The following is a 23,135-nucleotide window of genomic DNA, read 5'->3' as shown; positions in this document are numbered from 1 at the left end:
GTATTCAGTTTGAAAATGCGATGAATGGAAACTAACAGTCGTCCGGTCTACATCTGTGGCCTATACTCAATTCATGCTGCAAGGAAATTTCAGGCAATGATTCAATTAAAACATATTCTTAGTACTGCTTTGGCAGCCCTAGCTCTGGCCTCAGCCAGTGTGTTTGCTGCAGGTGGGCAGGTCTCGGTGCACTTGGTCGATAAGCAGGGAAAGGCGCTGCCCGGTGCGGCTGTGTGGTTAACAGGGCAGGGGCTGACTGCCGATCAGGCCGTCTTAAAGCAAAGTTATAAAATGGGCCAGAAAGATCGCGCGTTTACACCGCACTTGCTGATTGTGCCTCAGCAAGCCGAAGTGTCTTTCCCTAATTATGACTCTATATTGCATCATGTTTACTCATTTTCTCCCGCTAAATCCTTTGAATTCAAACTGTATCGTGATCAGCCACAGGCTCTGACATTTTCAGCGACCGGTGCCGTGGAGCTGGGCTGCAATATTCACGACTGGATGCTGGGTTATATCCTGGTGGTTGACTCTACACACTTTGCTGTGACTGATCAGCAGGGGATCGCGCGTATCTCGCTACCCAAAGCGGAGCTTACTGATGTGGTCTTGAAAGTCTGGCATGAGGGGTTTATGGACCTGGATAGCCCGGAAAGCAACTCGTTATCAAGAGTAAAATCCGGTGATAAGCTTAACATTCAATTGAATCAGGCACTTGGTATGTTCCAGGACGATTTCAGTGATGAGTTTGATGACTATGAATAAATCACTTCAATGGCTGTTACTGGCCGGGCTTAATGCGGTGGCCATCAATGCTGCACAGGCGCAAGGCTTTCAGTACAAAGGGGCTATTCAGGCAAGCTGGCAAAATAGCAGTGAGCATGCATCCTGGTATAACCGAGGCGTGGCAGTTAATCGTTTTGGCACTGAATCAGAGCGATTCAATCTGAGCCGTGGGATACTCGACCTGCGCACAGAATTAGGGAGCAAATGGTCACTGTTAGCCAGTGCGCAATATGTACCTGATCCGGATAACAAAGTCGGGTTTACCGAGTTATTTGCCCAATACCACACCCTGAATAAAGGGCCCTGGCAGTGGCAAGGCCGGGTAGGCGGGTTTTACCCCAGAATGTCACTGGAAAACCCGGATATAGGCTGGTCATCTCCCTATAACTACAGCTACAGTGCGATTAATGCCTGGCTGGGTGAGGAGATCCGGACCTTTGGTACGGAAGTGAGCTTTAAACGCAGTGACAGCCGATTACCGCGACGACAGCGTAGCGGTCATAACTGGGAGTTAGTCGGTGCTTTGTATAAAGGCAACGACCCTGCGGGCACTTTACTGGCATGGCGCGGCTGGGCCGTGCACGACAGGCAAAGTGTATTCAACGAAGCCATTGCGTTTGCGCCCATTAACGCTCTAAACGCAGCGCCATTGGCGAAACAGGCGTGGCAAACGGAGCCATTTACTGAAGTGGATGGTCGATTTGGCTATTACCTTGGGGCGCACTGGGATTATCAGAAACGCCATACGGTGCGGCTGTATTGGTACGATAATAACGGCGACCCGAGTGTATTAAACTATCACACTGGACAATATGCCTGGGATACGAAGTTTTACAGTGCGGCTTACCGCTTTAAGATCACCCGGGCTACGCATCTTATTATGCAGGCCATGGCTGGCAACACTGCGATGGGCAAGCGGCGTGGGGTGGATAATGACTTCAGTAGTCAGTTTATTCTGCTGACCCATAAATGGCAGGATTATCGTGTCAGTGGGCGGGTAGAGCAGTTCGATGTCAGAGACAGGGACTTCTGGGAGTTTGACCCGAACACCAGTGAGGGTGGCGCGATTACCGTGACTGGCCGCTGGCAGGTCACTGAGCAATGGCATGTCGGGATGGAATTTCAGTATCTGGAGTCTAAAGTGGCAAACCGGGCTGATTTTAATTTACCGACGCGACAAATTGAACAATTGTGGCGCGTCAGTGCTGAGCTGCGCTTTTAGCAGCGCAGCCAGAAATTATACTTGCGTCAGTCACACAGGCGGTTTAAGCCATTGAGGGCGGCCACCCGGTAGGCTTCTGCCATGGTCGGGTAGTTAAAGGTGGTATTGACGAAGTACTCGACATTATTGCCTTTGCCTTTTTGTTCCATAATGGCCTGGCCAATGTGAATGATCTCGGAGGCCCGCTCGCCAAAACAGTGGATCCCAAGAATTTCTTTGCTTTCAGCATGAAACAGCAGCTTAAGCGAGCCGACTTCGGTGCCGGTGATCTGTGAACGTGCCAGATGTTTGAACTGGGCACGGCCGACTTCATAAGGGATCTTGGCGGCAGTAAGTTGTTGCTCGGTTTTGCCCACTGAACTCATTTCCGGAATAGTGTAAATACCGGTTGGAATGTCAGTGATCAGGCGGTCATCGCACTTACCGTGCACTATGGCATGGGCGGCAATTCTGCCCTGATCAAAAGCGGCACTGGCAAGGCTTGGATAGCCAATCACATCCCCCACGGCGTACACATTGTCTATTTCAGTTTGGTAATGCTCATTGACTTTGAGCTGGCCACGGCCGTCCGCTTTGAGCCCAATAGCATCCAGGTTCAGCGCATCAGTATTACCCGTTCGACCATTAGCCCACAATATACAATCTGCCTTAACCTTTTTACCGGATTGAAGGTGCAGCACTACGCCTTTATCCTGGGTTTCAACCTTGGCAAACTCTTCATTGTGACGGATCACGATGCCACTGTTCCAGAAGTGATAACTCAGTGCATCTGATATTTCATCATCCATAAACGATAGCAACCGATCGCGGGTATTAATGAGATCCACTTTGGCGCCCAGGCCCTTAAAAATCGACGCATACTCACAGCCAATCACGCCGGCACCGTAAACCAGCACGCGCTGCGGGTTGTGGGTTAAGTCCAAAATGGTATCACTGTCATAGACACGCGGGTGGTCGAAGTCGACACCAGGTGGGCGGTAAGGCCTGGAGCCCGTGGCAATGACGATGGTTTGCGCAGTCAGTAACTCTTTGGAGCCATCCAGATGCTGCACCTGGATCGTATGTGCGTCAACAAAGGTGGCATCCCCCTGATAAAGATGGATCCGGTTACGGTCGTAAAAACTGGAACGCAGGCTGGATTGTTTGCTGATCACATCACTGGCGTGATGCAAAATATCCTGGAAAGTCAGCCGTTGTGGACGTTCGCTAAAGCGAAACAGCGGGTTGGCTTTGTATTCGATCAAACGGCTGACGGAGTGGCGCAGCGCCTTGGATGGGATAGTGCCCCAGTGTACACAGCCACCCCCGACGTCTTTTTGTCGCTCTATCACAGCCACTTTGCGGTTGCTTTTTGACAGGTTCATGGCTGCACCTTCACCGCCGGGACCCGTACCAATGATGATGGCATCATATTGATAGGATACGTCCTGGCGGGGTGCTTTTGTGGAGGTTTTCTTAGTCACGGCCTCACCTTAAATAATGACTTGTGAGGCCGCTTCGGGGTTAGCTGGTGGCGCCCTTTAACAACCTCGAGTTTAATGCCAGCCATGCTTGCTTTTGTGTCTGCCAGGCCTGTTCCAGTTCCTGATACTGTTTTAACAGGGCTGATTGCTCGCATTGTTCACGCATGGCATGCTTTTTCGTTTCCAGTACCTGTTTTTGTACTGCACAGAAGTGCTGAAGCTTTTTCAGCAGTAAATCATACTCTTGTTGTAACAATGTAAGCTTATCCTGCGCCAAAGGCAATTTCGCCAGGGTAACTTTAGTCTTATTCAGCAAGGTTTCTGCCTTGGCTTTTTCGATCCGCTCAATCGGTGTGCGCTTGAGCTTGCTGGCCAGACCAAGGTACGACAGACCACGGATCATCCACTTTGTAGGATCATAGTGGTACCAGCGAATGCCATTGCGATAGTCGCTGGCAAAGATATGGTGGAAGTTGTGGTAGCCTTCACCATAGGTAAGCAGCGCCAGAAAGCCATTGTCCCGGGCGGTGTTTTTCTCAGTGTAAGGACGCTTGCCCCAGATGTGGGCCAGAGAGTTAATAAAAAAGGTAAAGTGCTGGCTAAGTACCAGACGCAACACGCCAGCCAACAGCAGCATGCCAAATACGTCTCCCAATACCAGGCCCAAAATCAAAGGAATACCAATATTCGTTAACAGGACCAGTTTCAGATAGTGCTTGTGTTGCCACATCACAATTTTATTGCGTTGCAAGTCACGAGCGTTACTGTAATCGCCGTAGCTATCGCCCTGATAGTCTCTGAGCATCCAGCCAATATGGCTATACCAGAAGCCACGTGTCGCGGCATAAGGGTCTTTCACCGGGTCATCTACCTGGCCATGGTGAACCCTGTGATCGCTGCTCCAGTGCAGCGCACTGTTTTGCAATGCAAAGGCTCCGCCAAGTGCAAAGAAGACCTGGATAACGGGGTGAGCATCGTAGGCTTTGTGGGCCCAAAGACGGTGGTAGCCGGCGGTAATAGACATACCGGCGTAAAACATACAGCCCACAAATGCAATCCAGTGGGTGGTCGTATAGCCATACTCAAAGCCATACCAAGGCACTAAAGTAATCGCAGCAAGAAAGGACAGACTAAAAAATAAGACATTAGTCCACAATAAAGGGGGTTTTTTCATTTTTAAAAATCTCAGCGTACACTTGTACGCTAAAATAGTATTTCAAAGTTGCGCCGTCAAGTATTAGACTGCCCCTATTGTTGATCTGAGCTAATAAATTATAGGAACTGCGACCATGTCAGGTGTTCGTGCCCAGCAAAAACAAAAAACGCGCCAGGCGCTGATTGAGGCGGCGTTTAATCAGCTCAGTGCAGAGCACAGCTTTACCAACCTCAGTTTGCGCGAAGTGGCCCGGGAAGCCGGTATTGCACCTACCTCCTTCTATCGTCATTTCAAAGATATGAATGAGTTGGGATTGACCATGGTCGATGAGGCTGGCCTGACTTTGCGTCAGCTAATGCGCCAGGCACGGCGCAGAATTGCCAAAGGGGGCGGAAGTGTGATCCATACTTCTGTCCTGACCTTTATGGAGTTCATCGAGACATCCAGTAACCAGTTTCGCTTGCTGCTGCGCGAACGTTCCGGCACCTCGCCTGCATTTCGCGCTGCTGTCGCAAGAGAGATCAAGCATTTTATTATGGAGCTGTCGCATTATCTCGAAACCGAAACCCCTTGTGATGCGAATCATGCCTACATGCAGGCAGAAGCCATGGTGACATTGGTATTCAGTTCTGGGGCAGAAGCTTTGGATCAGGATGCTCAGCAGCGCGCAGAATTGACTGAGCGATTGATCTGGCAGCTCAGATATATCGTTAAAGGGGCGTCGGGATACCAAAAAGAGAGTCAGTCACAGACTGCGCCAAAGGTGGCTGGTTAGTAGCTGCTCCCCTGCCTTTTGACATGATAAAAGGCAGCCAACCAAGTTTGACTATGAAATCACAAGGATAGCGCAGTATGCTACTTATGATAGACAATTATGATTCATTTACGTTCAATTTAGTGCAATATTTTCAACGCCTTGACCAGGAAGTTGTGGTGCATCGTAACGATGCTCTGTCGGTGGCAGAGATTCGAGCACTTAATCCGGACCACATTGTGATTTCACCCGGGCCCTGTTCACCGAATGAAGCAGGTATTTCCCTCTCTGTGGTTGACGCGTTTCAGGGTCAAATTCCAATCCTGGGGATTTGTCTTGGTCATCAAACTATAGCGCAAGCGCTGGGGGCGCAAGTTGTTCGGGCAAAGTACGTGATGCATGGCAAAACCTCAACCCTGGTGCATAACGACGGGGGATCCTTTAACGGGTTACCTGAGCGATTTGAAGTATGCCGATATCATTCGCTGGTGGTGCAGCAAAGTGGTTTGCCTGACTCGCTCGAAGTGACTGCCTGGACGCAAAATAGCGCGGGTGAACTAGATGAAATCATGGGCTTATGCCATACTGAGCGAGCGTTGGAAGGTGTTCAGTTTCACCCGGAAGCCATTCTTACCGAGCATGGTCTGCAGCTACTTGATAACTTTATAAGTCGCTTCTAACCTTAAAAAAGTAATCCAGACAATACCAAAAAAGAACATAATTGATGACTGAAGACATTAGGCAATCTCGGATCGCACAAGCTCTGGCAGAGCGTGCCCATGATGTACTAATTAGCCATAACTTTGCGCAGCAGCAGATCGGCTACATTCATACTTTTGATATGAATTTCGGTGAGCGTATACCCCAGCGCACTATGCTGGAGGTAGAGCTTGCTGCGGCCACAAAGCGTCAGGAGCGTAGCACCAGTCATCACAAGTATATCGCCAAGGCCAGTACCCACCTGCATCAGGTTATCGAGTCGGCTATCAACACCCAGCTGGAAGATTTGGACACGATTTACCATGAAGTCGTGGGGATCCAGGAGGCAGTGCCAACCGTGTTGGATATTCTGGCTGTGAAGTCGGCGTCTGTTGGCCGATTGGAGCCTCTGATCAACGATTTGTCCTGGATGGGGCGGGATTTAGTGTCTTTGGTGAATTTGCCTCAATATCGCAAAGTCAATGCCAAAGGGACTGCGGTTAAGGTTGACACACCGGCGCTGGCATTACGTTATCTGGGTCTGGAAAATTTGCAGATGGTGATCCCGACTTTTGCGGTGCGTCACTGGATGCCCCATTCCACTGAGCCATTTCCACTGTTAAAACGCAAATTACGCGACATGAGTATGGCCACGGCCATTGCAGCTAAGACATTGGCGCCTTTATATGGTGTGAAAGAGCAGCATGCTTTTACCCTGGGGATGCTGTTGGATGTCGGAAAAATTGCCCTGACACGCCTGTATCTGCGCACCTTTGAGCGTGTTTGGCAGGGTAAAGTTAAGATCGCCCGGGATAAAAAGCAAAAAGATTTGCATACAGCCTTAGTTGGTTTGGAACCCGATCCGTTATTTTTGCGTAATTTGTTACTGGAGCACTCAGCAACGGTGTCACAGTATTTGATTGAGCGTATGGAGTTTCGTTACTTGCCGTTTAATGCGGCGATGGAAGAGTTTGCGCAAAGCTATCTGCCAAAGTCGCATAATCATGCCGCTGAACAATTACCACTGACCCAGGTGGTGCGCAAGGCCTATTGCTATGCCCAATATCAGGTACTTAAGGACACCCATTTACTCGAGCCCGATGAAGCTAAAGACTGGCTCGCCTTTAATCAGCTCACCACTGAAGAGCAGGATCTGCTGTCAAAAACAGCACTACAAAGCCTGCAATTGACAATTCTTTAAAAAAAGCCACACTTTTTTCCCGCTTATTCATTCATTCCGGGCAAGCGGGGGATCTCAGTAAACACCTTGAAGTTATAGGGGCGTTAATTGTGGGCGCCTTAATAGTTATTCACTGAGACTGCAATTATATACTAATCCCTTGAATATCAAGGGCTAGAGCGGTGTTTAATATGAGACAAATGCGCTTTTTTTTGAAATAATGAGCGTATGAATTTTGCACCAATTGGGAAAAATTCAGGTCTTTTACATCGCTGTCGCTGAGATTTCATGTATCACTGCCTGCCCCGGTTGAGTGCTGTACTCACCAAAATGAGGAATCAAAATGACTATCAATCGTGAACTTTTCGATCAGGTAATGGTGCCTAACTATTCACCTTCTGCAGTGATCCCAGTCAAGGGTGAAGGTGCACGCGTATGGGACCAAAATGACAAAGAATATATCGATTTCGCGGGCGGTATCGCAGTAAATTGTCTGGGTCATTGTCACCCGGCACTGGTTGCAGCGCTAAAAGAGCAGGGCGAGAAAATCTGGCACCTGTCTAATGTCATGACCAATGAGCCGGCGCTTCGTCTGGCGAAAAAACTGACTGATGCGACCTTCGCAGACAAAGTTTATTTTGCGAACTCTGGTGCAGAAGCCAACGAAGCGGCGTTAAAGCTGGCGCGTCGTTGGGCACTGGACAAATTCGGTGAGCACAAATCACAAATCATCGCATTCAATAAAGGCTTCCACGGCCGTACTTTCTTCACTGTGACCGTGGGTGGTCAGGCTGCGTATTCAGACGGCTTTGGTCCTAAGCCGGGTGATGTTGTACACAGCGACTACAATGATCTGGCAGCACTGGAAGCACTGATCTCAGACAACACCTGTGCGGTAATGATGGAGCCACTACAAGGTGAAGGCGGTATCATTTCACCAGAAGCGGACTTCGTGAAAGGTGTACGTGAATTGTGTGATAAGCACAACGCGCTGCTGATTTTTGATGAAGTACAAACCGGTGTTGGTCGTACTGGCGACCTATATGCGTATCAGGGACTGGGTGTAACACCTGATATCCTGACCACAGCTAAAGCGCTGGGCGGCGGTTTCCCAATCGGTGCGATGATCACCACTACTGAGATTGCTAAGCACCTGAAGATTGGTACACACGGTTCAACCTACGGTGGTAACCCGCTGGCGTGTGCGGTTGCAGAGGCTGCGCTGGACACTGTCAACACCCCGGAAGTACTGAATGGCGTTAAAGCCAAAGAAGCGCTGTTCCGCGAGCTGCTGAATGAGATCAACGAGAAACACCAGGTGTTCAGTGAGATCCGTGGTAAAGGCTTGCTACTGGGTGGTGTACTGAACGACAAGTATCAGGGCAAAGCGAAAGAATTCCTGGTAGAGGGCATTAACCAGGGCGTGATGTCTTTGGTTGCCGGTGCCAACGTTGTGCGTTTCACACCGTCTTTGGTTATTCCTGATGCGGATATTCGCGAAGGGATGGCACGCTTCGAAGCGGCTGTAGCCAAAGTGGTTGCGAACAACGCCTAATACCAGTCGGTGACATGTGGGTCGCACTTGTGTGCGACTCATCTATCTACATTTTTTGAGGAGTAAGCGGGCTCATGATGATCCTTCGCCCAATCCAGAAAAGCGATTATTCAGCGCTTTTAAACATTGCCCAGGAGTCGGGGCATGGCTTTACTTCGTTGCCGGTCAATGAAGAATTGCTGCAAAACAAGATCGAACGTTCAGTTGCTTCATTTGGCAAAGAAACAGATGTTCCTTTTGACGAGGGCTATTTGTTTGTGCTCGAGGACAGTGAGACGGGCGAAGTCGTTGGCACCAGTGCCATCGAAGCCGCAGTGGGTCTTGATGATGCCTTTTATCACTACCATCTGAGTAAAGTGATCCACTCATCGCGGACGTTAAATGTTTACAAAGCAGTGGATATTCTTACCCTGTGTAATGACTACACCGGCGCCACTGAGTTGTGCACATTGTTCTTGCGTGATAAATACCGTCGCGGGCTGAATGGCAAATTACTGTCTAAGTCACGCTTCATGTTTATCAACCAGCATCGTGACCGCTTTGCGGATACCGTCATAGCCGAGATGCGCGGTGTATCCGATGAGAATGGCGACAGTCCATTCTGGCAGTGGCTGGAAGAGCATTTCTTCTCGATGGACTTTCCAACAGCGGACTACCTGACTGGCATTGGCCAGAAAGTGTTTATTGCCGAGCTGATGCCTAAATATCCTATCTACGTCAATCTGCTGAGCAAAGAAGCCCAGTCAGTCGTAGGTGAAGTACACGACAATACCCGTCCAGCGATTGAACTGCTCAAAAGTGAAGGATTTACCTTCAATGGTTATGTGGATATTTTTGATGCCGGCCCAACGGTTGAGGCCAAAGTCGACAATATTCGTACTGTACGCGAAGTGCAAAAGTACACAGTCCGTATTGATGATCAGGTGCAGATTGACGCAGAAGGTTCCCCCGTGATGATAGCTAATGATAAACTAGCGGGATATCGTGCGACGGCGCTGACGTTAACGCTGCCAGAAAAAGCAACGGAAGTTGCGATCCCTGGTTCGGTAGCTAAGGCCCTGCAGATCGCTGACGGTGATACCGTTAGTATTGCAACTCTTTAATTGGGAAAGAATTATGACAACACACGCAGCACAATTTATCAATGGTGAGTGGCGCTTAGGTGAAGGCGCAGCATTTGCGTCGGTAAACCCGGCAAACAACGAAGAGATCTGGCGTGCAAACGCAGCAACGGCAGAGCAAGTTGACAGTGCCGTTAAAGCGGCGCGCGAAGCCTTCTATAGCTGGAGTGAGCTGGCGTTTGAAGAACGTTTGGCTGTGGTTAAGCGTTTTGCCGAGCTATTGAAAGAAAACAGTGAAGCCCTGGCTGTCGCCATTGCTCAGGAGACAGGTAAGCCATTGTGGGAAACGCGTACTGAAGCGGGTGCTATGGTAGGCAAAATCGCGATTTCTGAGAAAGCCTATCACGAGCGCACTGGCGTAGTTGAAAATCCAATGCCAGTGGGTCGCGCGGTTATTCGTCACAAAGCGCACGGTGTGGTTGCGGTATTTGGTCCATATAACTTCCCGGGTCACCTGCCAAACGGTCACATTGTACCGGCCCTGCTGGCGGGTAACACAGTGATCTTTAAGCCGTCTGAATTGACACCATACGTTGCTGAGTTAACGCTGAAGCTATGGGAACAGGCTGGTCTGCCAAAAGGTGTGATCAACCTGGTTCAGGGTGAAGTTGAAACTGGTAAAGCATTAGCGTCTCACAAGGGCATCGATGGCTTGTTCTTCACTGGCTCTTCTCGCACCGGTCATCTGTTACATGAGCAGTACGCGGGCCAGCCAGGTAAAATCCTGGCACTGGAAATGGGTGGTAACAACCCATTAATCGTGAAAGACGTTGCTGATACCAAAGCGGCAGTCCACGACATCATCCAGTCAGCGTTTATCTCCAGCGGTCAGCGTTGTACCTGTGCGCGTAAACTGTTCCTGCCAGAAGGTGAACAGGGCGATGTGATCCTGGCGCAACTGCTTAAAGCGACCAAAGCGATCAAGATCGGTAATTATGATGCCGAAGACCAGCCGTTCATGGGTTCAATGATCTCTAACAATGCCGCTGCTGGTATGGTTGCTGCACAGCAGCAGCTGGTTGAGCTTGGTGGTGAGATCCTGCTTGAGCTGACACACACTGAAGGCACTGGCTTTGTAACACCAGGCATCATTGAGTGTACCAATGTGACAGACTTCCCTGATGATGAGCACTTTGGCCCACTACTGAAAATATTCCGTTACAGCGACTTTGATGCCGCGATTGAAAAAGCCAACGACACCAGCTTTGGTTTGTCTGCCGGTTTACTGGGTGATAACCAGGCCGATTATGAGCACTTCCTGCGTCGCAGTCGTGCGGGTATCGTAAACTGGAACCGCCCAATCACAGGCGCATCCAGTGCCGCACCATTTGGTGGTATCGGCGCCTCTGGTAACCACAGAGCAAGTGCTTACTATGCAGCAGACTACTGTGCATACCCGGTGGCTTCGGTAGAGCTGGACAAAGTGACTTTGCCAGGCACCTTGAGTCCGGGCCTGACTATCGAGTAAAATCTTACTCAGAGAGAATAAACGCTTATTTTCTCACCCTTTAGTATTGAAAAAAGCAGCCAAGCTTCGACTCGGCTGCTTTTTTGTTGGTCTGCAAATATCAAAAGTAGCAATCAAAACTAGTTTCTGCTTAAATCAATAGGAGATGTCATTGATACATTCAGGTGGGCAATATATGGTTTTAGATAAACAAGGATACGATGAGTTAGTCATGTACCTAACGCAACACTTAGCCTTGTTTGAGAAGCCGGGTGTGGTGAAAGCCAATGCACCTAAGGTGTTGGAGTTAATAGAAGATGTGATTGCTGAGCACGTGATCCGCCTCTGTGAGCAACATACCGGATTGACGACCGAACAACGTAGCCTGATAGTCAGAGAAGTTGACGGCATTGTGTATGATTTGCAGGAAGTACTCTCCAGCGTCACAGAGCAGCGCGTCACTGAAGAACAAAGAGAGTTTATTGAGGAATTCGCCGGGCTGGTTAAAAACCTGTTCGACAATGCAATAAACTAATGCAGTCGTGGCTGCTATGTATCAAATATAACACCGCCTATTGGCGGTGTTATTAGTTTTAGGAACTCGAGGAATAATAAACATGCAAGCAAGTGTGAAGTGGGTTGACGGAGACACCTTTATTGGTCGCTCTCATTCTGGTCATAACGTAGTATTCGACGCAGGCGCTGACAGCGCGGCGCCTAGCCCGATGGAAATGGTGTTGATGTCGGCAGGCTGCTGCTCATCTGTGGATGTTGTCAGCATTCTAAAAAAAGCCAAGCAGGACGTCAGCGATGTCACTGTGGAGCTGACTGCTGAGCGTGCTGAGAGTGCGCCTAGAGTATTTACCAAGATCAATCTACACTTTGTAGTGACTGGCAATAATGTGGCCGAAAAGCATCTGGCACGGGCCGTACAATTGTCTGCTGAGAAGTACTGTTCTGTGGCCTTAATGCTTGAAAAAGCAGTAGAAATTACCCACAGCCATGAGGTGGTTGAAAACAGCGCAAAATAGTGCTTTTTCGAGACGCTATTTTCGTATAAAATCCGCGAACTTTTATTTCTGCAGCGCAGATTTTCACGTTTTAAGGTGGGTCTATCGTGAACAAGCCCTTTGATAAAATTAAACTCCATGGCTTTAACAACTTAACTAAGAGTTTAAGCTTTAGTATCTATGATATTTGCTATGCCAAGACCGAGCAGCAGCGTAAAGAATATCTGGAATACATCGATGAACAATATAGTGCTGACCGTCTTACCGACATTCTGCGCGATGTTGTCGATATCATTGGTGCCAATGTACTGAATATTGCCCGCCAGGATTACGACCCACAGGGCGCCAGTGTCACCATCCTGGTATCGGAAGAGCCGGTTGAACAGCAGACGTTCGACAGTAATGAAACACCAGGTCCATTACCTGATTCTGTGGTTGCGCATCTGGATAAAAGCCATATTTGTGTGCACACTTACCCTGAAGCGCACCCGCATGATGGTATTTGTACCTTCCGTGCCGATATTGAAGTCTCGACCTGTGGCATTATTTCACCACTGAAGGCGCTGAATTTCCTGATCCATAAGCTGGAATCAGACGTGGTGACTATAGACTATCGTGTACGTGGTTTTACTCGTGACGTGAATGGCGTAAAGCACTACATCGACCATGCTATTCACTCTATCCAGAATTACATGACTGAAGATACCAAAGAGGCGTATCACATGGTGGATGTGAATGTGTATCAGGAAAATCTGTTCCACACTAAGATGATGCTTAAAGAAACCGATCTGAACACCTATTTGTTCGGCATCACAACAGATGATCTGGATGCAGATGAAGAAGATCAGATCCGCGAGCGTCTGAACCGCGAGATCCAGGAAGTGTTCTACGGTCGCAACCTGCCGGAATAACCAGCTGGTACTGTCCGCTTGGAATATAAAAAAGGCGCTCACTGAGCGCCTTTTTTATACCGGTATGGATTGGTATTACAAATCGTACGTGAAGGTCAGGCCAAAGACCCGCGGCTCACCATATTGCACGTAGCGACTGGTTTCATAGCCAATGCGTGGGTCATTCATAATGTAGAAGCCCCGAACCGGTACATCACGGTCGGCCAGGTTACGACCCCAGGCGGTGAGTGACCACTGCTCGCCATAATAGCTCACACTGGCATTGATCAGGTTTTGACTCGGTGCTTGTTCATTGTGACTGTCAGAGAAGAAGTAGTCGTCTTTACCTTCGAGACCCAGAGTGACAACCAGATTTTCCAGTACGCTGTAGTCTGCTGAAAACGCATATTGATACTTAGGTGACTGTGCCTGCTCGCGACCATCGAAGTTTTCACCCGAAGTCGTCACAAAGTCTTCAATTTTAGTATCGAGATAACCCAGGCTGTAGTTCAGCGTCAGTTGATCGGTGAACACACGTTGGCCCTCAATTTCCAGACCATAGTTTTCACCTTTACCCGCGTTACTGATGAAGCCTGCAAACTGCACACCGCTCACTGTCCACTGTTTAAGCTGCATGTCTTCGCGCTCCATATAGAAAGCGGTGACCGCAAGTGTGTGTTTTTTGTCTTCTGACTGGCCTTTCACACCAAATTCCGCATTCCACAGATATTCTGGTTCAAACGAAAATGCTGAGGCAGGAATGCTGAAGCCTTTGTCTTTGAATTTTGCCAGCGCTTCCCCATTGGCGCCGCCGACTTTATAGCCCCGGCTAAGACTGGTATAGATCATGGTACGTGGCACCACCTGATATTCCAGCGCCAGCTTACCACCGACCATAGTGTCATCCTGATCTATGGTGAAGCCATTGGAGTCTGTGTATTCACTGTCATAGCGCTCCACACGCAATCCTGTGATCAAGCGGGTTTGATCATTCAGGAGCGTGACTTTCTGCCCAAATACTGCCTGGTTGGAGACATCATAGTGAGACTTAAAAGTTGCGTTTCTGCGGCTGAGTGCGACATCACGACGCTGTGCATAGGCACCTATGACCCAGTCGCCTTGCTTGTCTTTGAGTTTTATCTCGAGGCTGCCACGTTCGTGATCACGCAGATAGTTATCAAAGCCAACATAGTGATCCGGGTGCAACCCGGCGGCGCAAAGCTGTGCCTGAGTCGCATCATGACAGGTCCAGTCTTCGTCGTAGCTATACTCAGTATCAGCCTGTAACCCTGTGCCCTGAAGCTCGATATCAAAGGCACTCAGGCCGGTATACAACGCACTGATTGCAAAGGCGTCGCTTTTTTGTGTGTCTTTACCTGGCTGATTGGCAACACTGTTACGTGTGTTATCCAGTGTAAAGCCATCATAGCCGTTATTGATATCAATATGATGCACTACCAGGTTCATAGTCAACGCGTCTGTCAGCTGGCTGCTCAGTTTAAAACGGGCCAGACTCTCTTCCTGATCCTGGGTTGGTTTATCCAGGTAAAGGTTATCGACATAGCCATCTGAGCCGCGTTGATACACACTGAACCGGGCGGCAGTGTTATCGGTCAATCCGGTACCGGCGGCCAGACCTGCTTCGTAACTGTTATAGTTTCCGGCGCCCAGACGTAGTTTCAGATCTGTGTCCTGAGTCGGAGCATGAGACTGCAGATCGATTATTCCGCCCATAGCATCGGCACCGAAACGTGTGCCCTGAGGACCGCGATACAAGGTGACCTGATCAATATCAAACAGCAACGCACTGCCACCCAGACCTGAGTAGTTAATGCCATCGACCAGCATGCCTACACTCGGGGTGATGGGGTCAACAAACTGAGAGCGCAAGCCCACACCGCGGATCTGCACAAAGCGACCGCGAGAGGCGCCAGCTGTAAAGTTCACATTGGCGGTGCTGTTTAGTAACTCATCCAGATAGCTGGCGCCGCGATGGGTCATTTCAACTTCACCCAATACGCTGGCACTGGCGCTCAGTGTTTGCAGAGATTCTCTTTGAAAGTCACCGGTGACCTCAATGGTTTCAAGGGGCGCGGCGGCAAGCGATTCATCAGCAGCGGCTTGGTATGACAGGGCAGCCAACAGGCTGATGCTAAGCGAAGAAAGTTTAAGCTTCATGTCTTATCTTGTTCCATTTTTGATTGCGCACAGTGTAGCAAAAGCCCGACCAGTTAACAGTTAATATGTGTTATAAATTCGGCAACTTAGTCAAGAGGAAAGGCCATGACATTTAAGCTTGATTTCAAAGTCAGGGATTACGAATGTGATCTACAGGGCATAGTGAATAACAGTGTCTATTTTAATTATCTGGAACATGCGAGGCATGAGTTTTTGATAGCGAATGGCGTCGATTTTGCGGCACTTGCGGAACAAAAAATCAACCTGGTAGTGATCCGCTCAGAAATGAACTACAAGGATTCACTTAAACCAGGCGACGCTTTTTATGTTGAGGTTGACACATTGCGGGTCAGCAAACTGAAGTTTGCGTTTATCCAGCGTATTATCCGTGCAGAGGATAACAAACTGATGCTAGATGCCGTTGTCACAGGCACTTCCGTGAATGAACGAGGACGTCCGTTCCTTCCTGAGGAGATAGATCAGCTTTTTGGCTGATTTTTTGACTAAAAAGGCAGAAAATTACAGATTTTTACTGCCTTTTCCATGCTGCCTGGCGTTATAATATGAATTATATTTTAAGCGGTTGGTTTACCATGAAAATTTCCATTCTTTTATGCCTGATGTGCGTATTATTAATGGCATGTTCCAGTACAGGGAAGGTAACCAGGGAACAGCTTAAGCACTCTCACTGGCAGTTAATTCAGATTGATGGTCGTCTTGTCAAAGGGGCTTCGCCCATAGAAATCGAATTTCTGGACGCCCTACAGGTAGTTGGCTTCGCAGGTTGTAATCGGTTTTTTGCCGAGGGCAACATGGAATCTGAGGTGCTCAAACTGAGTCAACTGGGGATGACTCGCAAGTCTTGCGGAAATACCTTAGATACCCGGGAAATGCGGTTTTTAGAGATGCTACAACAAGGCGCCAGTGTCACCTTTGTGAATAACAAGCTTCAGCTGAAAGGCCAGCAAACCTGGCAATTTAAAACGCTGGACGCAGAGCCTTTGACTAACTAGGCGCGATTCAGTACACTTTTTCACAGTTCGTTACTTGTCGGAGTGCCCATCTGGGCTGAGATCGCAGTATTGCGGGATCCGTGGACCTGATCAGGTTAATGCCTGCGTAGGGAACAAGCTACCTAAGTTGGTATATCGCAAGATATCTAGGTTGCCAGCCATGTTGTGCCTGTGCCAACATGCTCCACTGAATGAAACCAGCACACAGCGCTTTGTTGTGAGTTTGGTTTGGACCCTTCTCGCTCCCTTTGCGGAGTTCTGACAAGACACCTTAACTTAACAATGAGGCATGTCATGTCAAACAACAGTAGCAAGTTATCACGTCGTGAGTCGCGCGAGGCGGCGTCGGACTTTATCTATAACCTTACCGGACAACCTTTCCCAAATTCTGAGAAAGTGTATGTTGAGGGTGAGCAGGCGGGCGTGCGCGTCGGCATGCGCGAGATCACTTTGAGTGACTCTTTTATTGGCGGCACGGAAGAAGATCCAATCTTCGAAAAGAATGAGCCGGTTCGTGTTTATGATACGTCGGGCCCTTATACCGATCCGGATTTTAAGCTGGATGTGCGCAAAGGGTTGCCGAAATTCCGTGAGCAGTGGATTTTGGATCGCGACGATACTGAAGTACTGGAATCTGTCACCTCGCAGTTTTCTCAGCAGCGTATGGCGGACGAAGGGTTAGATCATATTCGTTTTGAAAATCTGCCTAAAATACGTCGTGCCAAACCTGGGCAAAATGTGACGCAAATGCACTACGCACGCCGTGGTATTGTGACGCCAGAAATGGAGTACGTTGCCATTCGTGAAAACATGGGGCGTGCCAAAATTCGTGAAGAACTGTTGGCACAACAGCATAAGGGCCAGTCGTTTGGTGCCGAGATCCCGGATTTTATTACCCCTGAATTTGTCCGTGCTGAAATTGCACGTGGTCGCGCTATCTTGCCAAACAACATCAACCACCCGGAAACCGAACCTATGATTGTCGGTCGTAACTTCCTGGTGAAGGTGAACGCCAATATAGGTAATTCATCGGTGACCTCTTCGATTGAAGAAGAGGTTGAGAAGCTGGTGTGGTCAACCCGCTGGGGTGCGGATACGGTCATGGACTTGTCAACAGGGCGCTATATTCACGAAACCCGTGAGTGGGTCGTACGTAACTCACCCGTGCCGATCGGTACGGTGCCCATCTATCAGGCGCTGGAAAAAGTGAACGGCGTGGCGGAAGATCTGACCTGGGAAATTTTCCGCGATACGCTGATTGAGCAGGCCGAGCAGGGCGTTGACTACTTCACCATTCACGCAGGTGTGCTGTTACGCTATGTGCCTATGACAGCGAAGCGAGTGACGGGCATTGTTTCGCGCGGTGGCTCTATCATGGCCAAATGGTGTCTGGCGCACCATAAAGAAAACTTCCTGTACACCCACTTTGAAGACATTTGCGAGATCATGAAGCAATATGATGTCTGTTTCTCTCTGGGTGATGGCCTGCGTCCGGGTTCAATCGCCGATGCCAATGACGAAGCACAACTCTCCGAGCTGCGCACTTTGGGTGAACTGACCACGATTGCCTGGAAACACGATGTTCAAGTGTTCATTGAAGGGCCGGGCCATGTGCCAATGCACCTGATCAAAGAAAACATGGATGAGCAATTAAAGCACTGTCATGAAGCGCCTTTCTACACCCTTGGTCCGCTGACAACAGATATTGCTCCTGGCTACGATCACTTTACTTCCGGCATTGGTGCAGCGCAGATCGCCTGGTACGGTACCGCCATGTTGTGTTATGTCACGCCAAAAGAGCACCTGGGTCTGCCAAACAAAGAAGACGTGAAAGAGGGCCTGATCACCTACAAAATTGCGGCACACGCGGCGGATCTGGCTAAAGGCCATCCTGGCGCACAAATTCGCGACAATGCTTTGTCTAAAGCACGCTTTGAGTTCCGCTGGCACGATCAGTTCAACCTGAGTCTGGACCCGGAGCGGGCATTGTCTTACCACGACGAAACACTGCCTCAGGAGTCGGGTAAAGTGGCGCACTTCTGCTCTATGTGTGGTCCTAAGTTCTGCTCTATGAAAATCACCCAGGATGTGCGCGACTATGCCAAACAGCTCGAAGCCGAGGGCATAGATCCAAATAATGCCGGTGAAGCTATCGCCATCAAAATGATTGATGTGGAAGCCGAAATGAAAAATAAATCACGCGAATTTAAAGAAACGGGTTCGGAGCTTTACCACAAAGCGTTGTGATTTAGGGTAGCGGGCCCCTTCGGGCCCGTATGGAGGCAAGATGTCCCAGACAAACAAACCACGCGTTGCCATTGTCGGCTTTGGTCTGACAGGGCGGGTTGCGGCGCTGATGCTGGCAGAGCAGTATCAGCTGAGCGTATTTGAGCGTGACCCGGTTGCGGCGCCTGCCAGTGTAGGCACTTTGGCCGCGGCGATGCTCGCTCCCATGGCCGAATCCGTGATCTGTGAACAAGACCTGGCAGAGCAGGGCTTACATGCCATGGCATTATGGCCCGAGTTGCTGGCCAAACTCGATGCGCCTGTATTCTTTCAGCAGCAGGGCACAGTGATCGTCGCGCATCAGCAAGACAGGGGCGATTTGCTGAGTTTCCAGCGGCGCCTTAAACCGCTGGCTGGGCATCAGGCGCAAAACCTGGATGGTCACGGCATTGGTGCGCTGGAACCTGAACTGGCTGGCCGCTTTCACCAGGGGCTGTATTTACCCTGTGAGGGCCAGCTCGATAACCTGGCATTCTATGCTGCCAGCCTTCGCACCTTACAAAACAGGGGCGTGCGCTTTCATGAAGGGGCAGAGGCACACATCGCACAAGGGCGGGTCAATGGTGAAGCGTTTGACTGGATCATTGACTGCCGCGGGCTGGATGCCAAAAAGGACAGTCCCGATCTGCGCGGGGTGCGTGGCGAAGTTGCACGCATCTATGCGCCGGAGGTGAGTTTGCAGCGTCCGGTGCGTCTGATGCATCCGCGTTATCCACTCTATATTGCGCCTAAACCAAATCACGAGTTTGTCATCGGGGCGACCGAAATTGAGTCTCAGGATCGGGGAGATATTACAGTCCGCTCGACACTGGAGCTGCTGTCGGCTGCATATACAGTACACAGTGGCTTTGCCGAGGGTCGAGTGATGTCGCTGCGCGCAGGTTTGCGCCCGGCGTATAAAGATAATCGTCCGCATACTAGTGTCACTGATAATGTGATCCGCATTAACGGTCTGTATCGGCACGGGTTTTTGCTGGCACCCGCTGTGGTGCAACACGCGTTACAACAAGGGGTATTATGAATATTAGTTACAATGGTCAGGCGCTCACGCTGTCACAGCCACAGTCTTTGCTGGAGGTGATTGAGGCGCAAGGGGCAAAGGCACCCTTTGCGGTGGCGCTGAACGGGCAATTTGTGCCGCGCAGCACGTTGGCAGAGCTGCGGCTGCAAGAGGGTGACAGCATCGAGTTGCTATCGCCTATTCAGGGGGGCTGATGATGCACAGTGATACGCCGTTAACCATTTATGGTGAGCAGTTCAACAGTCGCTTGCTGATAGGCTCAGCACTTTACCCCTCGCCTGAGATTATGCAGCAAAGCCTGGTGGCTTCGCAGGCACAAATCGTCACTGTGTCACTGCGACGACAAAACTCAGTGTCGGCCGGAGACGACTTCTGGCAACTGATCAAGGATACCGGATTGCGGGTGTTACCTAATACCGCCGGGTGTCACAGTGTTAAAGAAGTGGTGACACTGGCACAAATGTGCCGGGAAGTGTTTGCAACTGACTGGATCAAGCTGGAACTGATTGGCGATGAATACAATTTACAGCCCGATCCGATTGCCCTGCTGGAAGCCACTGAAACCCTGATAAAGCAGGGGTTTAAGGTGCTGCCGTATTGCACCGATGATTTAGTGGTGTGTCAGCGCCTGGCGGATCTGGGTTGTGAAGTACTGATGCCCTGGGGCGCCCCCATTGGCACCGGGAAAGGGCTACTCAACCCCTATAACCTGAAAACCATTCGTGAGCGTTTGCCTGACCACACCCTGATTGTCGACGCAGGACTCGGTTTACCCTCGCATGCCGTTCAGGCTCTGGAGCTTGGTTACGACGCCGTGTTGCTGAATTCTGCCATTGCCGGTGCTGGCTGTTCGGTGACCATGGCCAGTGCTTTTAATCATGCGGTGGTTGCCGGGCGTGCTGCCTATGTAGCGCAGGCCATGCCGGAGAAAGAAGTCGCAGCGCCTTCCACCCCGACGATGGGGATGCCCTTTTGGCATCAGAATTAAACACGCGCTATAGTGTCGCTAAGCTTTTGTGGCGCAAAGTACTTTATCATGCGCCCATGTTTAACAGAGTAAGTAGGAGTAATTGTGGCTGAACTGGTATGGACCATTGCCGGGTCGGATTCGGGTGGCGGCGCCGGAGTGCAGGCGGATGTCAAAGCAATGCACAGTTTTGGTGTGCAAACCTGCACAGCTATAACCGCGCTGACGGCGCAAAATAGTTTAGCGGTTGAAGAGATCAATGCGGTATCGAGTGAAGTGCTGGAATCTCAGCTGCTGGCACTCGAAGCCGATTTAAAAGCAACCGTGATCAAGATTGGCATGCTGGCCAACAGCACACAGATCCAGCTGGTGGCAGAGCATCTGGCGCAGTACAAGAGTCGCTGGGACAATCCCCCTGTGATTGTGTTCGACCCGGTTGCCATTGCATCCAGTGGCGATGCGCTTACCGAAGAAGATACCCTGGATGCGCTAAAAAAGTACTTATTACCTCTGGTCGATGTGATCACGCCCAATACGCAGGAGACGCAAGTATTGACAGGCGTGTATCTGATTGGTCCGGATGCCGTCAGGGACGCTGCCCGTAAGCTGCGCGAATTTGGCGTCAAATCGGTGATCATTAAAGGGGGTCACTGGGATTATCCCAGTGGTTATTGCATTGACTATTGCTGGAGTGAGGGTGAAGAGTATTGGCTTGGCAATGAAGCGATACAAACGCCGCACAGTCACGGCACCGGCTGTAGCTTTGCCTCTTCTGTTGCGGCTTGTCTGGCCAAAGGTTATCCGATCAAAGATGCCTTTATTCTGGCCAAAGCCTATATCAACCAGGGGCTGAAATTAGCACAGCGCTTTGGTGAGGGGCGAGGGCCACTGGCACATGCCGGGTTCCCAGAGAATATCTCGGACTTTCCTCAGGTGATAGAGCCTGGAAGCTGGCTCGGTGATGAACTGGAGTTTGCTCTTAGCGAAGAGTTTAACTTTGCAGCCGGTTTTGCCCCAGTCGGAGAAGAGCTGGGGCTTTATGCCGTCGTAGACTCGGTAGACTGGGTTGAAAAGTGTCTGGCTGAGGGCGTAAAAACAGTGCAACTCAGAATTAAACAGGCTGATCATGCGACCCTGGAAGAAGACATACAGTGTGCTATCACCCTGGGGGAAAAGTATCAGGGCCGGGTCTTTATCAATGACCACTGGGAGCTGGCCATTCGCCATGGCGCTTATGGGGTGCACCTTGGTCAGGAAGATCTGGATTCGGCGAATCTGGTTGCCATTCAGCAGGCGGGGTTACGTTTGGGCGTTTCTACGCATGGGTTTTATGAAATGCTGCGAGCCCACAACTATCGGCCCAGCTACCTGGCATTTGGCGCAATTTACCCGACGACCACCAAGGACATGACCGGACAGATCCAGGGGCTCGAAAAGCTCAGGCACTTTGTGCCTCTGATGCGTGAAACCTATCCCACCGTAGCGATTGGGGGTATTGACCTGACTCGCGCCCCTCAGGTTGCCGCCACCGGAGTGGGTAGTGTGGCGGTGGTGCGTGCCATCACCGAGGCGGCGGATTATAAACAGGCCATTATTGACCTGAAACGGGCCACAGGCGAGTCATGAGTACAGAGCTCAGTGACAAAGAGCGGCTAAGATACAGCCGCCATTTACTGCTCAACGACGTGTCGGAAGCCGGTCAGCTGCGCCTTAAACAAGCACGAGTAGCCGTGGTTGGCTGTGGGGGGCTGGGTAGCCCTGCGCTGTTTTATCTGGCGGCAAGCGGAGTCGGGCAGCTGACTTTTTGTGATGATGATGCGGTTGAACTGTCTAATTTGCAAAGGCAAATTTTGTATAAGGTCAGTCACATTGGCCAGCCAAAAGCGAAAGCCGCGGGTAAGGTTTTAGCGAGCCTGAATAACCAAATCTCACTGATCCCTCAGCCTGTGAAGCTCGACAGCGGCAATATAGACAGCATATTGCAAGACAGTGACTGGATCCTGGATTGCAGCGACAACTTCGCCACCCGCTATTTGCTCAACCAGTATTGCGTACAACAGCGCAAGGTGCTGATCTCGGGTGCCGCGCTGGGCACTCAGGGCCAGTTTATGGCCTTTGATTTCAGGGCGTCCTCGCCCTGTTATCACTGCATTTTTCCAAAGTCATCGGCGCAACCGGTATTGAATTGTCAGAACGCAGGTGTCGTGAGCCCGTTGCTGGGCATCATTGGTTCTATGCAGGCAATGAAAGCAGTCAGTTTAATTATCTCTGATGTACCTGATAAACACAGTGAAATGATATTGGTCGATGCGCTAAGCCTTAAGCAAAGACAGTTTACGCTGGAAAGGGATGCAGCATGTGATGTGTGTGGCTAATGTGATAGACGA

22 protein-coding genes and 1 riboswitch are annotated in these 23,135 nt (G+C 50.2%); of the genes, 19 read left to right on the top strand and 3 right to left on the bottom strand.

Features of this window, described 5'->3' with window-relative positions; all coding sequences use genetic code 11:
- The first annotated feature begins 96 nt into the window (after window positions 1-96).
- Both CWB99_RS07295 and CWB99_RS07290 read left to right on the top strand, forming a co-directional pair.
- Window positions 97-765, top strand: coding sequence for a methylamine utilization protein (locus tag CWB99_RS07295; RefSeq protein WP_138551766.1), 669 nt, complete (start codon window positions 97-99; stop codon window positions 763-765).
- On the top strand, window positions 758-2,008 hold the full coding sequence (locus CWB99_RS07290) for an outer membrane beta-barrel protein (protein WP_249331767.1): 1,251 nt from the start codon (window positions 758-760) through the stop codon (window positions 2,006-2,008). The genes CWB99_RS07295 and CWB99_RS07290 overlap by 8 nt, the downstream gene beginning before the upstream one ends.
- A 26-nt stretch (window positions 2,009-2,034) precedes the next feature.
- Here CWB99_RS07290 and sthA read toward each other — a convergent pair whose 3' ends face one another.
- A complete protein-coding gene (sthA, locus tag CWB99_RS07285; protein WP_138551764.1) occupies window positions 2,035-3,471 on the bottom strand; it encodes a Si-specific NAD(P)(+) transhydrogenase in 1,437 nt (478 codons plus the stop codon).
- 40 nt (window positions 3,472-3,511) lie between these two features.
- Entirely contained in the window at window positions 3,512-4,645 is a 1,134-nt protein-coding gene (locus CWB99_RS07280; protein ID WP_138551763.1) for an acyl-CoA desaturase, read from the bottom strand.
- Between the two features lie 115 nt (window positions 4,646-4,760).
- Here CWB99_RS07280 and fabR point away from each other — a divergent pair, with 115 nt between their 5' ends.
- From fabR to speD, 9 genes are all read left to right on the top strand, one after another.
- Entirely contained in the window at window positions 4,761-5,402 is a 642-nt protein-coding gene (gene fabR, locus CWB99_RS07275; protein ID WP_138551762.1) for an HTH-type transcriptional repressor FabR, read from the top strand.
- 77 nt (window positions 5,403-5,479) lie between these two features.
- The gene (locus CWB99_RS07270) at window positions 5,480-6,061 is read left to right on the top strand and encodes an anthranilate synthase component II (RefSeq protein ID WP_138551761.1); all 582 of its coding nucleotides are present in this window, start codon (window positions 5,480-5,482) and stop codon (window positions 6,059-6,061) included.
- Window positions 6,062-6,105: 44 nt separating this feature from the next.
- On the top strand, window positions 6,106-7,281 hold the full coding sequence (locus tag CWB99_RS07265; protein ID WP_138551760.1) for an HDOD domain-containing protein: 1,176 nt from the start codon (window positions 6,106-6,108) through the stop codon (window positions 7,279-7,281).
- Window positions 7,282-7,603: 322 nt separating this feature from the next.
- The gene (locus tag CWB99_RS07260; RefSeq protein ID WP_138551759.1) at window positions 7,604-8,815 is read left to right on the top strand and encodes an aspartate aminotransferase family protein; all 1,212 of its coding nucleotides are present in this window, start codon (window positions 7,604-7,606) and stop codon (window positions 8,813-8,815) included.
- Between the two features lie 74 nt (window positions 8,816-8,889).
- Window positions 8,890-9,918: an arginine N-succinyltransferase gene (astA, locus tag CWB99_RS07255; RefSeq protein WP_138551758.1), complete on the top strand. Its 1,029-nt coding sequence runs from the start codon at window positions 8,890-8,892 to the stop codon at window positions 9,916-9,918.
- A 13-nt stretch (window positions 9,919-9,931) separates the two neighbouring features.
- Window positions 9,932-11,404: a succinylglutamate-semialdehyde dehydrogenase gene (gene astD, locus CWB99_RS07250; protein WP_138551757.1), complete on the top strand. Its 1,473-nt coding sequence runs from the start codon at window positions 9,932-9,934 to the stop codon at window positions 11,402-11,404.
- Between the two features lie 175 nt (window positions 11,405-11,579).
- The gene (locus CWB99_RS07245; RefSeq protein ID WP_046004953.1) at window positions 11,580-11,918 is read left to right on the top strand and encodes a DUF3802 family protein; all 339 of its coding nucleotides are present in this window, start codon (window positions 11,580-11,582) and stop codon (window positions 11,916-11,918) included.
- 82 nt (window positions 11,919-12,000) lie between these two features.
- Complete coding sequence (locus CWB99_RS07240; protein ID WP_054016944.1) at window positions 12,001-12,414, top strand: OsmC family protein; 414 nt, start codon at window positions 12,001-12,003, stop codon at window positions 12,412-12,414.
- Between the two features lie 86 nt (window positions 12,415-12,500).
- A complete protein-coding gene (speD, locus tag CWB99_RS07235) occupies window positions 12,501-13,304 on the top strand; it encodes an adenosylmethionine decarboxylase (RefSeq protein ID WP_138545899.1) in 804 nt (267 codons plus the stop codon).
- Window positions 13,305-13,379: 75 nt separating this feature from the next.
- Here the strand turns inward: speD and CWB99_RS07230 are convergent, their stop codons facing one another.
- Window positions 13,380-15,461: a TonB-dependent receptor gene (locus CWB99_RS07230; protein WP_138551756.1), complete on the bottom strand. Its 2,082-nt coding sequence runs from the start codon at window positions 15,459-15,461 to the stop codon at window positions 13,380-13,382.
- 105 nt (window positions 15,462-15,566) lie between these two features.
- Between CWB99_RS07230 and CWB99_RS07225 the strand changes: the two genes are divergently transcribed.
- The 8 genes from CWB99_RS07225 to CWB99_RS07190 all read left to right on the top strand — a co-directional run bounded on the left by CWB99_RS07225 (window position 15,567) and on the right by CWB99_RS07190 (window position 23,123).
- Window positions 15,567-15,956, top strand: a complete 390-nt coding sequence (locus CWB99_RS07225) for an acyl-CoA thioesterase (protein WP_138551755.1) — start codon at window positions 15,567-15,569, stop codon at window positions 15,954-15,956.
- 68 nt (window positions 15,957-16,024) lie between these two features.
- Window positions 16,025-16,474, top strand: a complete 450-nt coding sequence (locus CWB99_RS07220) for an META domain-containing protein (protein WP_138551754.1) — start codon at window positions 16,025-16,027, stop codon at window positions 16,472-16,474.
- Between the two features lie 28 nt (window positions 16,475-16,502).
- Window positions 16,503-16,604, top strand: a riboswitch (TPP riboswitch).
- A gap of 164 nt (window positions 16,605-16,768) precedes the next feature.
- A complete protein-coding gene (thiC, locus tag CWB99_RS07215) occupies window positions 16,769-18,721 on the top strand; it encodes a phosphomethylpyrimidine synthase ThiC (RefSeq protein ID WP_138551753.1) in 1,953 nt (650 codons plus the stop codon).
- Window positions 18,722-18,761: 40 nt separating this feature from the next.
- Window positions 18,762-19,781, top strand: a complete 1,020-nt coding sequence (locus tag CWB99_RS07210) for an FAD-dependent oxidoreductase (RefSeq protein WP_138551752.1) — start codon at window positions 18,762-18,764, stop codon at window positions 19,779-19,781.
- Window positions 19,778-19,975: a sulfur carrier protein ThiS gene (gene thiS, locus CWB99_RS07205; RefSeq protein WP_138551751.1), complete on the top strand. Its 198-nt coding sequence runs from the start codon at window positions 19,778-19,780 to the stop codon at window positions 19,973-19,975. Before CWB99_RS07210 ends, thiS begins: the two co-directional genes overlap by 4 nt.
- 2 nt (window positions 19,976-19,977) lie before the next feature.
- The gene (locus CWB99_RS07200) at window positions 19,978-20,769 is read left to right on the top strand and encodes a thiazole synthase (RefSeq protein ID WP_432760825.1); all 792 of its coding nucleotides are present in this window, start codon (window positions 19,978-19,980) and stop codon (window positions 20,767-20,769) included.
- Window positions 20,770-20,853: 84 nt separating this feature from the next.
- On the top strand, window positions 20,854-22,374 hold the full coding sequence (thiE, locus tag CWB99_RS07195; RefSeq protein ID WP_138551749.1) for a thiamine phosphate synthase: 1,521 nt from the start codon (window positions 20,854-20,856) through the stop codon (window positions 22,372-22,374).
- Window positions 22,371-23,123: a HesA/MoeB/ThiF family protein gene (locus CWB99_RS07190; protein WP_138551748.1), complete on the top strand. Its 753-nt coding sequence runs from the start codon at window positions 22,371-22,373 to the stop codon at window positions 23,121-23,123. The genes thiE and CWB99_RS07190 overlap by 4 nt, the downstream gene beginning before the upstream one ends.
- Window positions 23,124-23,135 lie beyond the last annotated feature (12 nt).

Source organism: Pseudoalteromonas rubra (assembly GCF_005887095.1).
In the GTDB taxonomy this organism is placed as follows: domain Bacteria; phylum Pseudomonadota; class Gammaproteobacteria; order Enterobacterales; family Alteromonadaceae; genus Pseudoalteromonas; species Pseudoalteromonas rubra_E.
Note: the sequence above shows the minus strand (reverse complement) of the source record. Positions and strands in the feature narration are given on the sequence as shown.

Bases quoted from the DNA above. Each gene is read 5' to 3' on its own strand.
- CWB99_RS07295 (WP_138551766.1), top strand. From the start codon at position 97: ATGATTCAATTAAAACATATTCTTAGTACTGCTTTGGCAGCCCTAGCT.
- CWB99_RS07290 (WP_249331767.1), top strand. From the start codon at position 758: ATGAATAAATCACTTCAATGGCTGTTACTGGCCGGGCTTAATGCGGTG.
- CWB99_RS07280 (WP_138551763.1), bottom strand. From the start codon at position 4,645: ATGAAAAAACCCCCTTTATTGTGGACTAATGTCTTATTTTTTAGTCTG.
- fabR (WP_138551762.1), top strand. From the start codon at position 4,761: ATGTCAGGTGTTCGTGCCCAGCAAAAACAAAAAACGCGCCAGGCGCTG.
- CWB99_RS07270 (WP_138551761.1), top strand. From the start codon at position 5,480: ATGCTACTTATGATAGACAATTATGATTCATTTACGTTCAATTTAGTG.
- CWB99_RS07265 (WP_138551760.1), top strand. From the start codon at position 6,106: ATGACTGAAGACATTAGGCAATCTCGGATCGCACAAGCTCTGGCAGAG.
- CWB99_RS07260 (WP_138551759.1), top strand. From the start codon at position 7,604: ATGACTATCAATCGTGAACTTTTCGATCAGGTAATGGTGCCTAACTAT.
- astA (WP_138551758.1), top strand. From the start codon at position 8,890: ATGATGATCCTTCGCCCAATCCAGAAAAGCGATTATTCAGCGCTTTTA.
- astD (WP_138551757.1), top strand. From the start codon at position 9,932: ATGACAACACACGCAGCACAATTTATCAATGGTGAGTGGCGCTTAGGT.
- CWB99_RS07245 (WP_046004953.1), top strand. From the start codon at position 11,580: ATGGTTTTAGATAAACAAGGATACGATGAGTTAGTCATGTACCTAACG.
- CWB99_RS07240 (WP_054016944.1), top strand. From the start codon at position 12,001: ATGCAAGCAAGTGTGAAGTGGGTTGACGGAGACACCTTTATTGGTCGC.
- CWB99_RS07230 (WP_138551756.1), bottom strand. From the start codon at position 15,461: ATGAAGCTTAAACTTTCTTCGCTTAGCATCAGCCTGTTGGCTGCCCTG.
- CWB99_RS07225 (WP_138551755.1), top strand. From the start codon at position 15,567: ATGACATTTAAGCTTGATTTCAAAGTCAGGGATTACGAATGTGATCTA.
- CWB99_RS07220 (WP_138551754.1), top strand. From the start codon at position 16,025: ATGAATTATATTTTAAGCGGTTGGTTTACCATGAAAATTTCCATTCTT.
- thiC (WP_138551753.1), top strand. From the start codon at position 16,769: ATGTCAAACAACAGTAGCAAGTTATCACGTCGTGAGTCGCGCGAGGCG.
- CWB99_RS07210 (WP_138551752.1), top strand. From the start codon at position 18,762: ATGTCCCAGACAAACAAACCACGCGTTGCCATTGTCGGCTTTGGTCTG.
- thiS (WP_138551751.1), top strand. From the start codon at position 19,778: ATGAATATTAGTTACAATGGTCAGGCGCTCACGCTGTCACAGCCACAG.
- CWB99_RS07200 (WP_432760825.1), top strand. From the start codon at position 19,978: ATGCACAGTGATACGCCGTTAACCATTTATGGTGAGCAGTTCAACAGT.
- CWB99_RS07190 (WP_138551748.1), top strand. From the start codon at position 22,371: ATGAGTACAGAGCTCAGTGACAAAGAGCGGCTAAGATACAGCCGCCAT.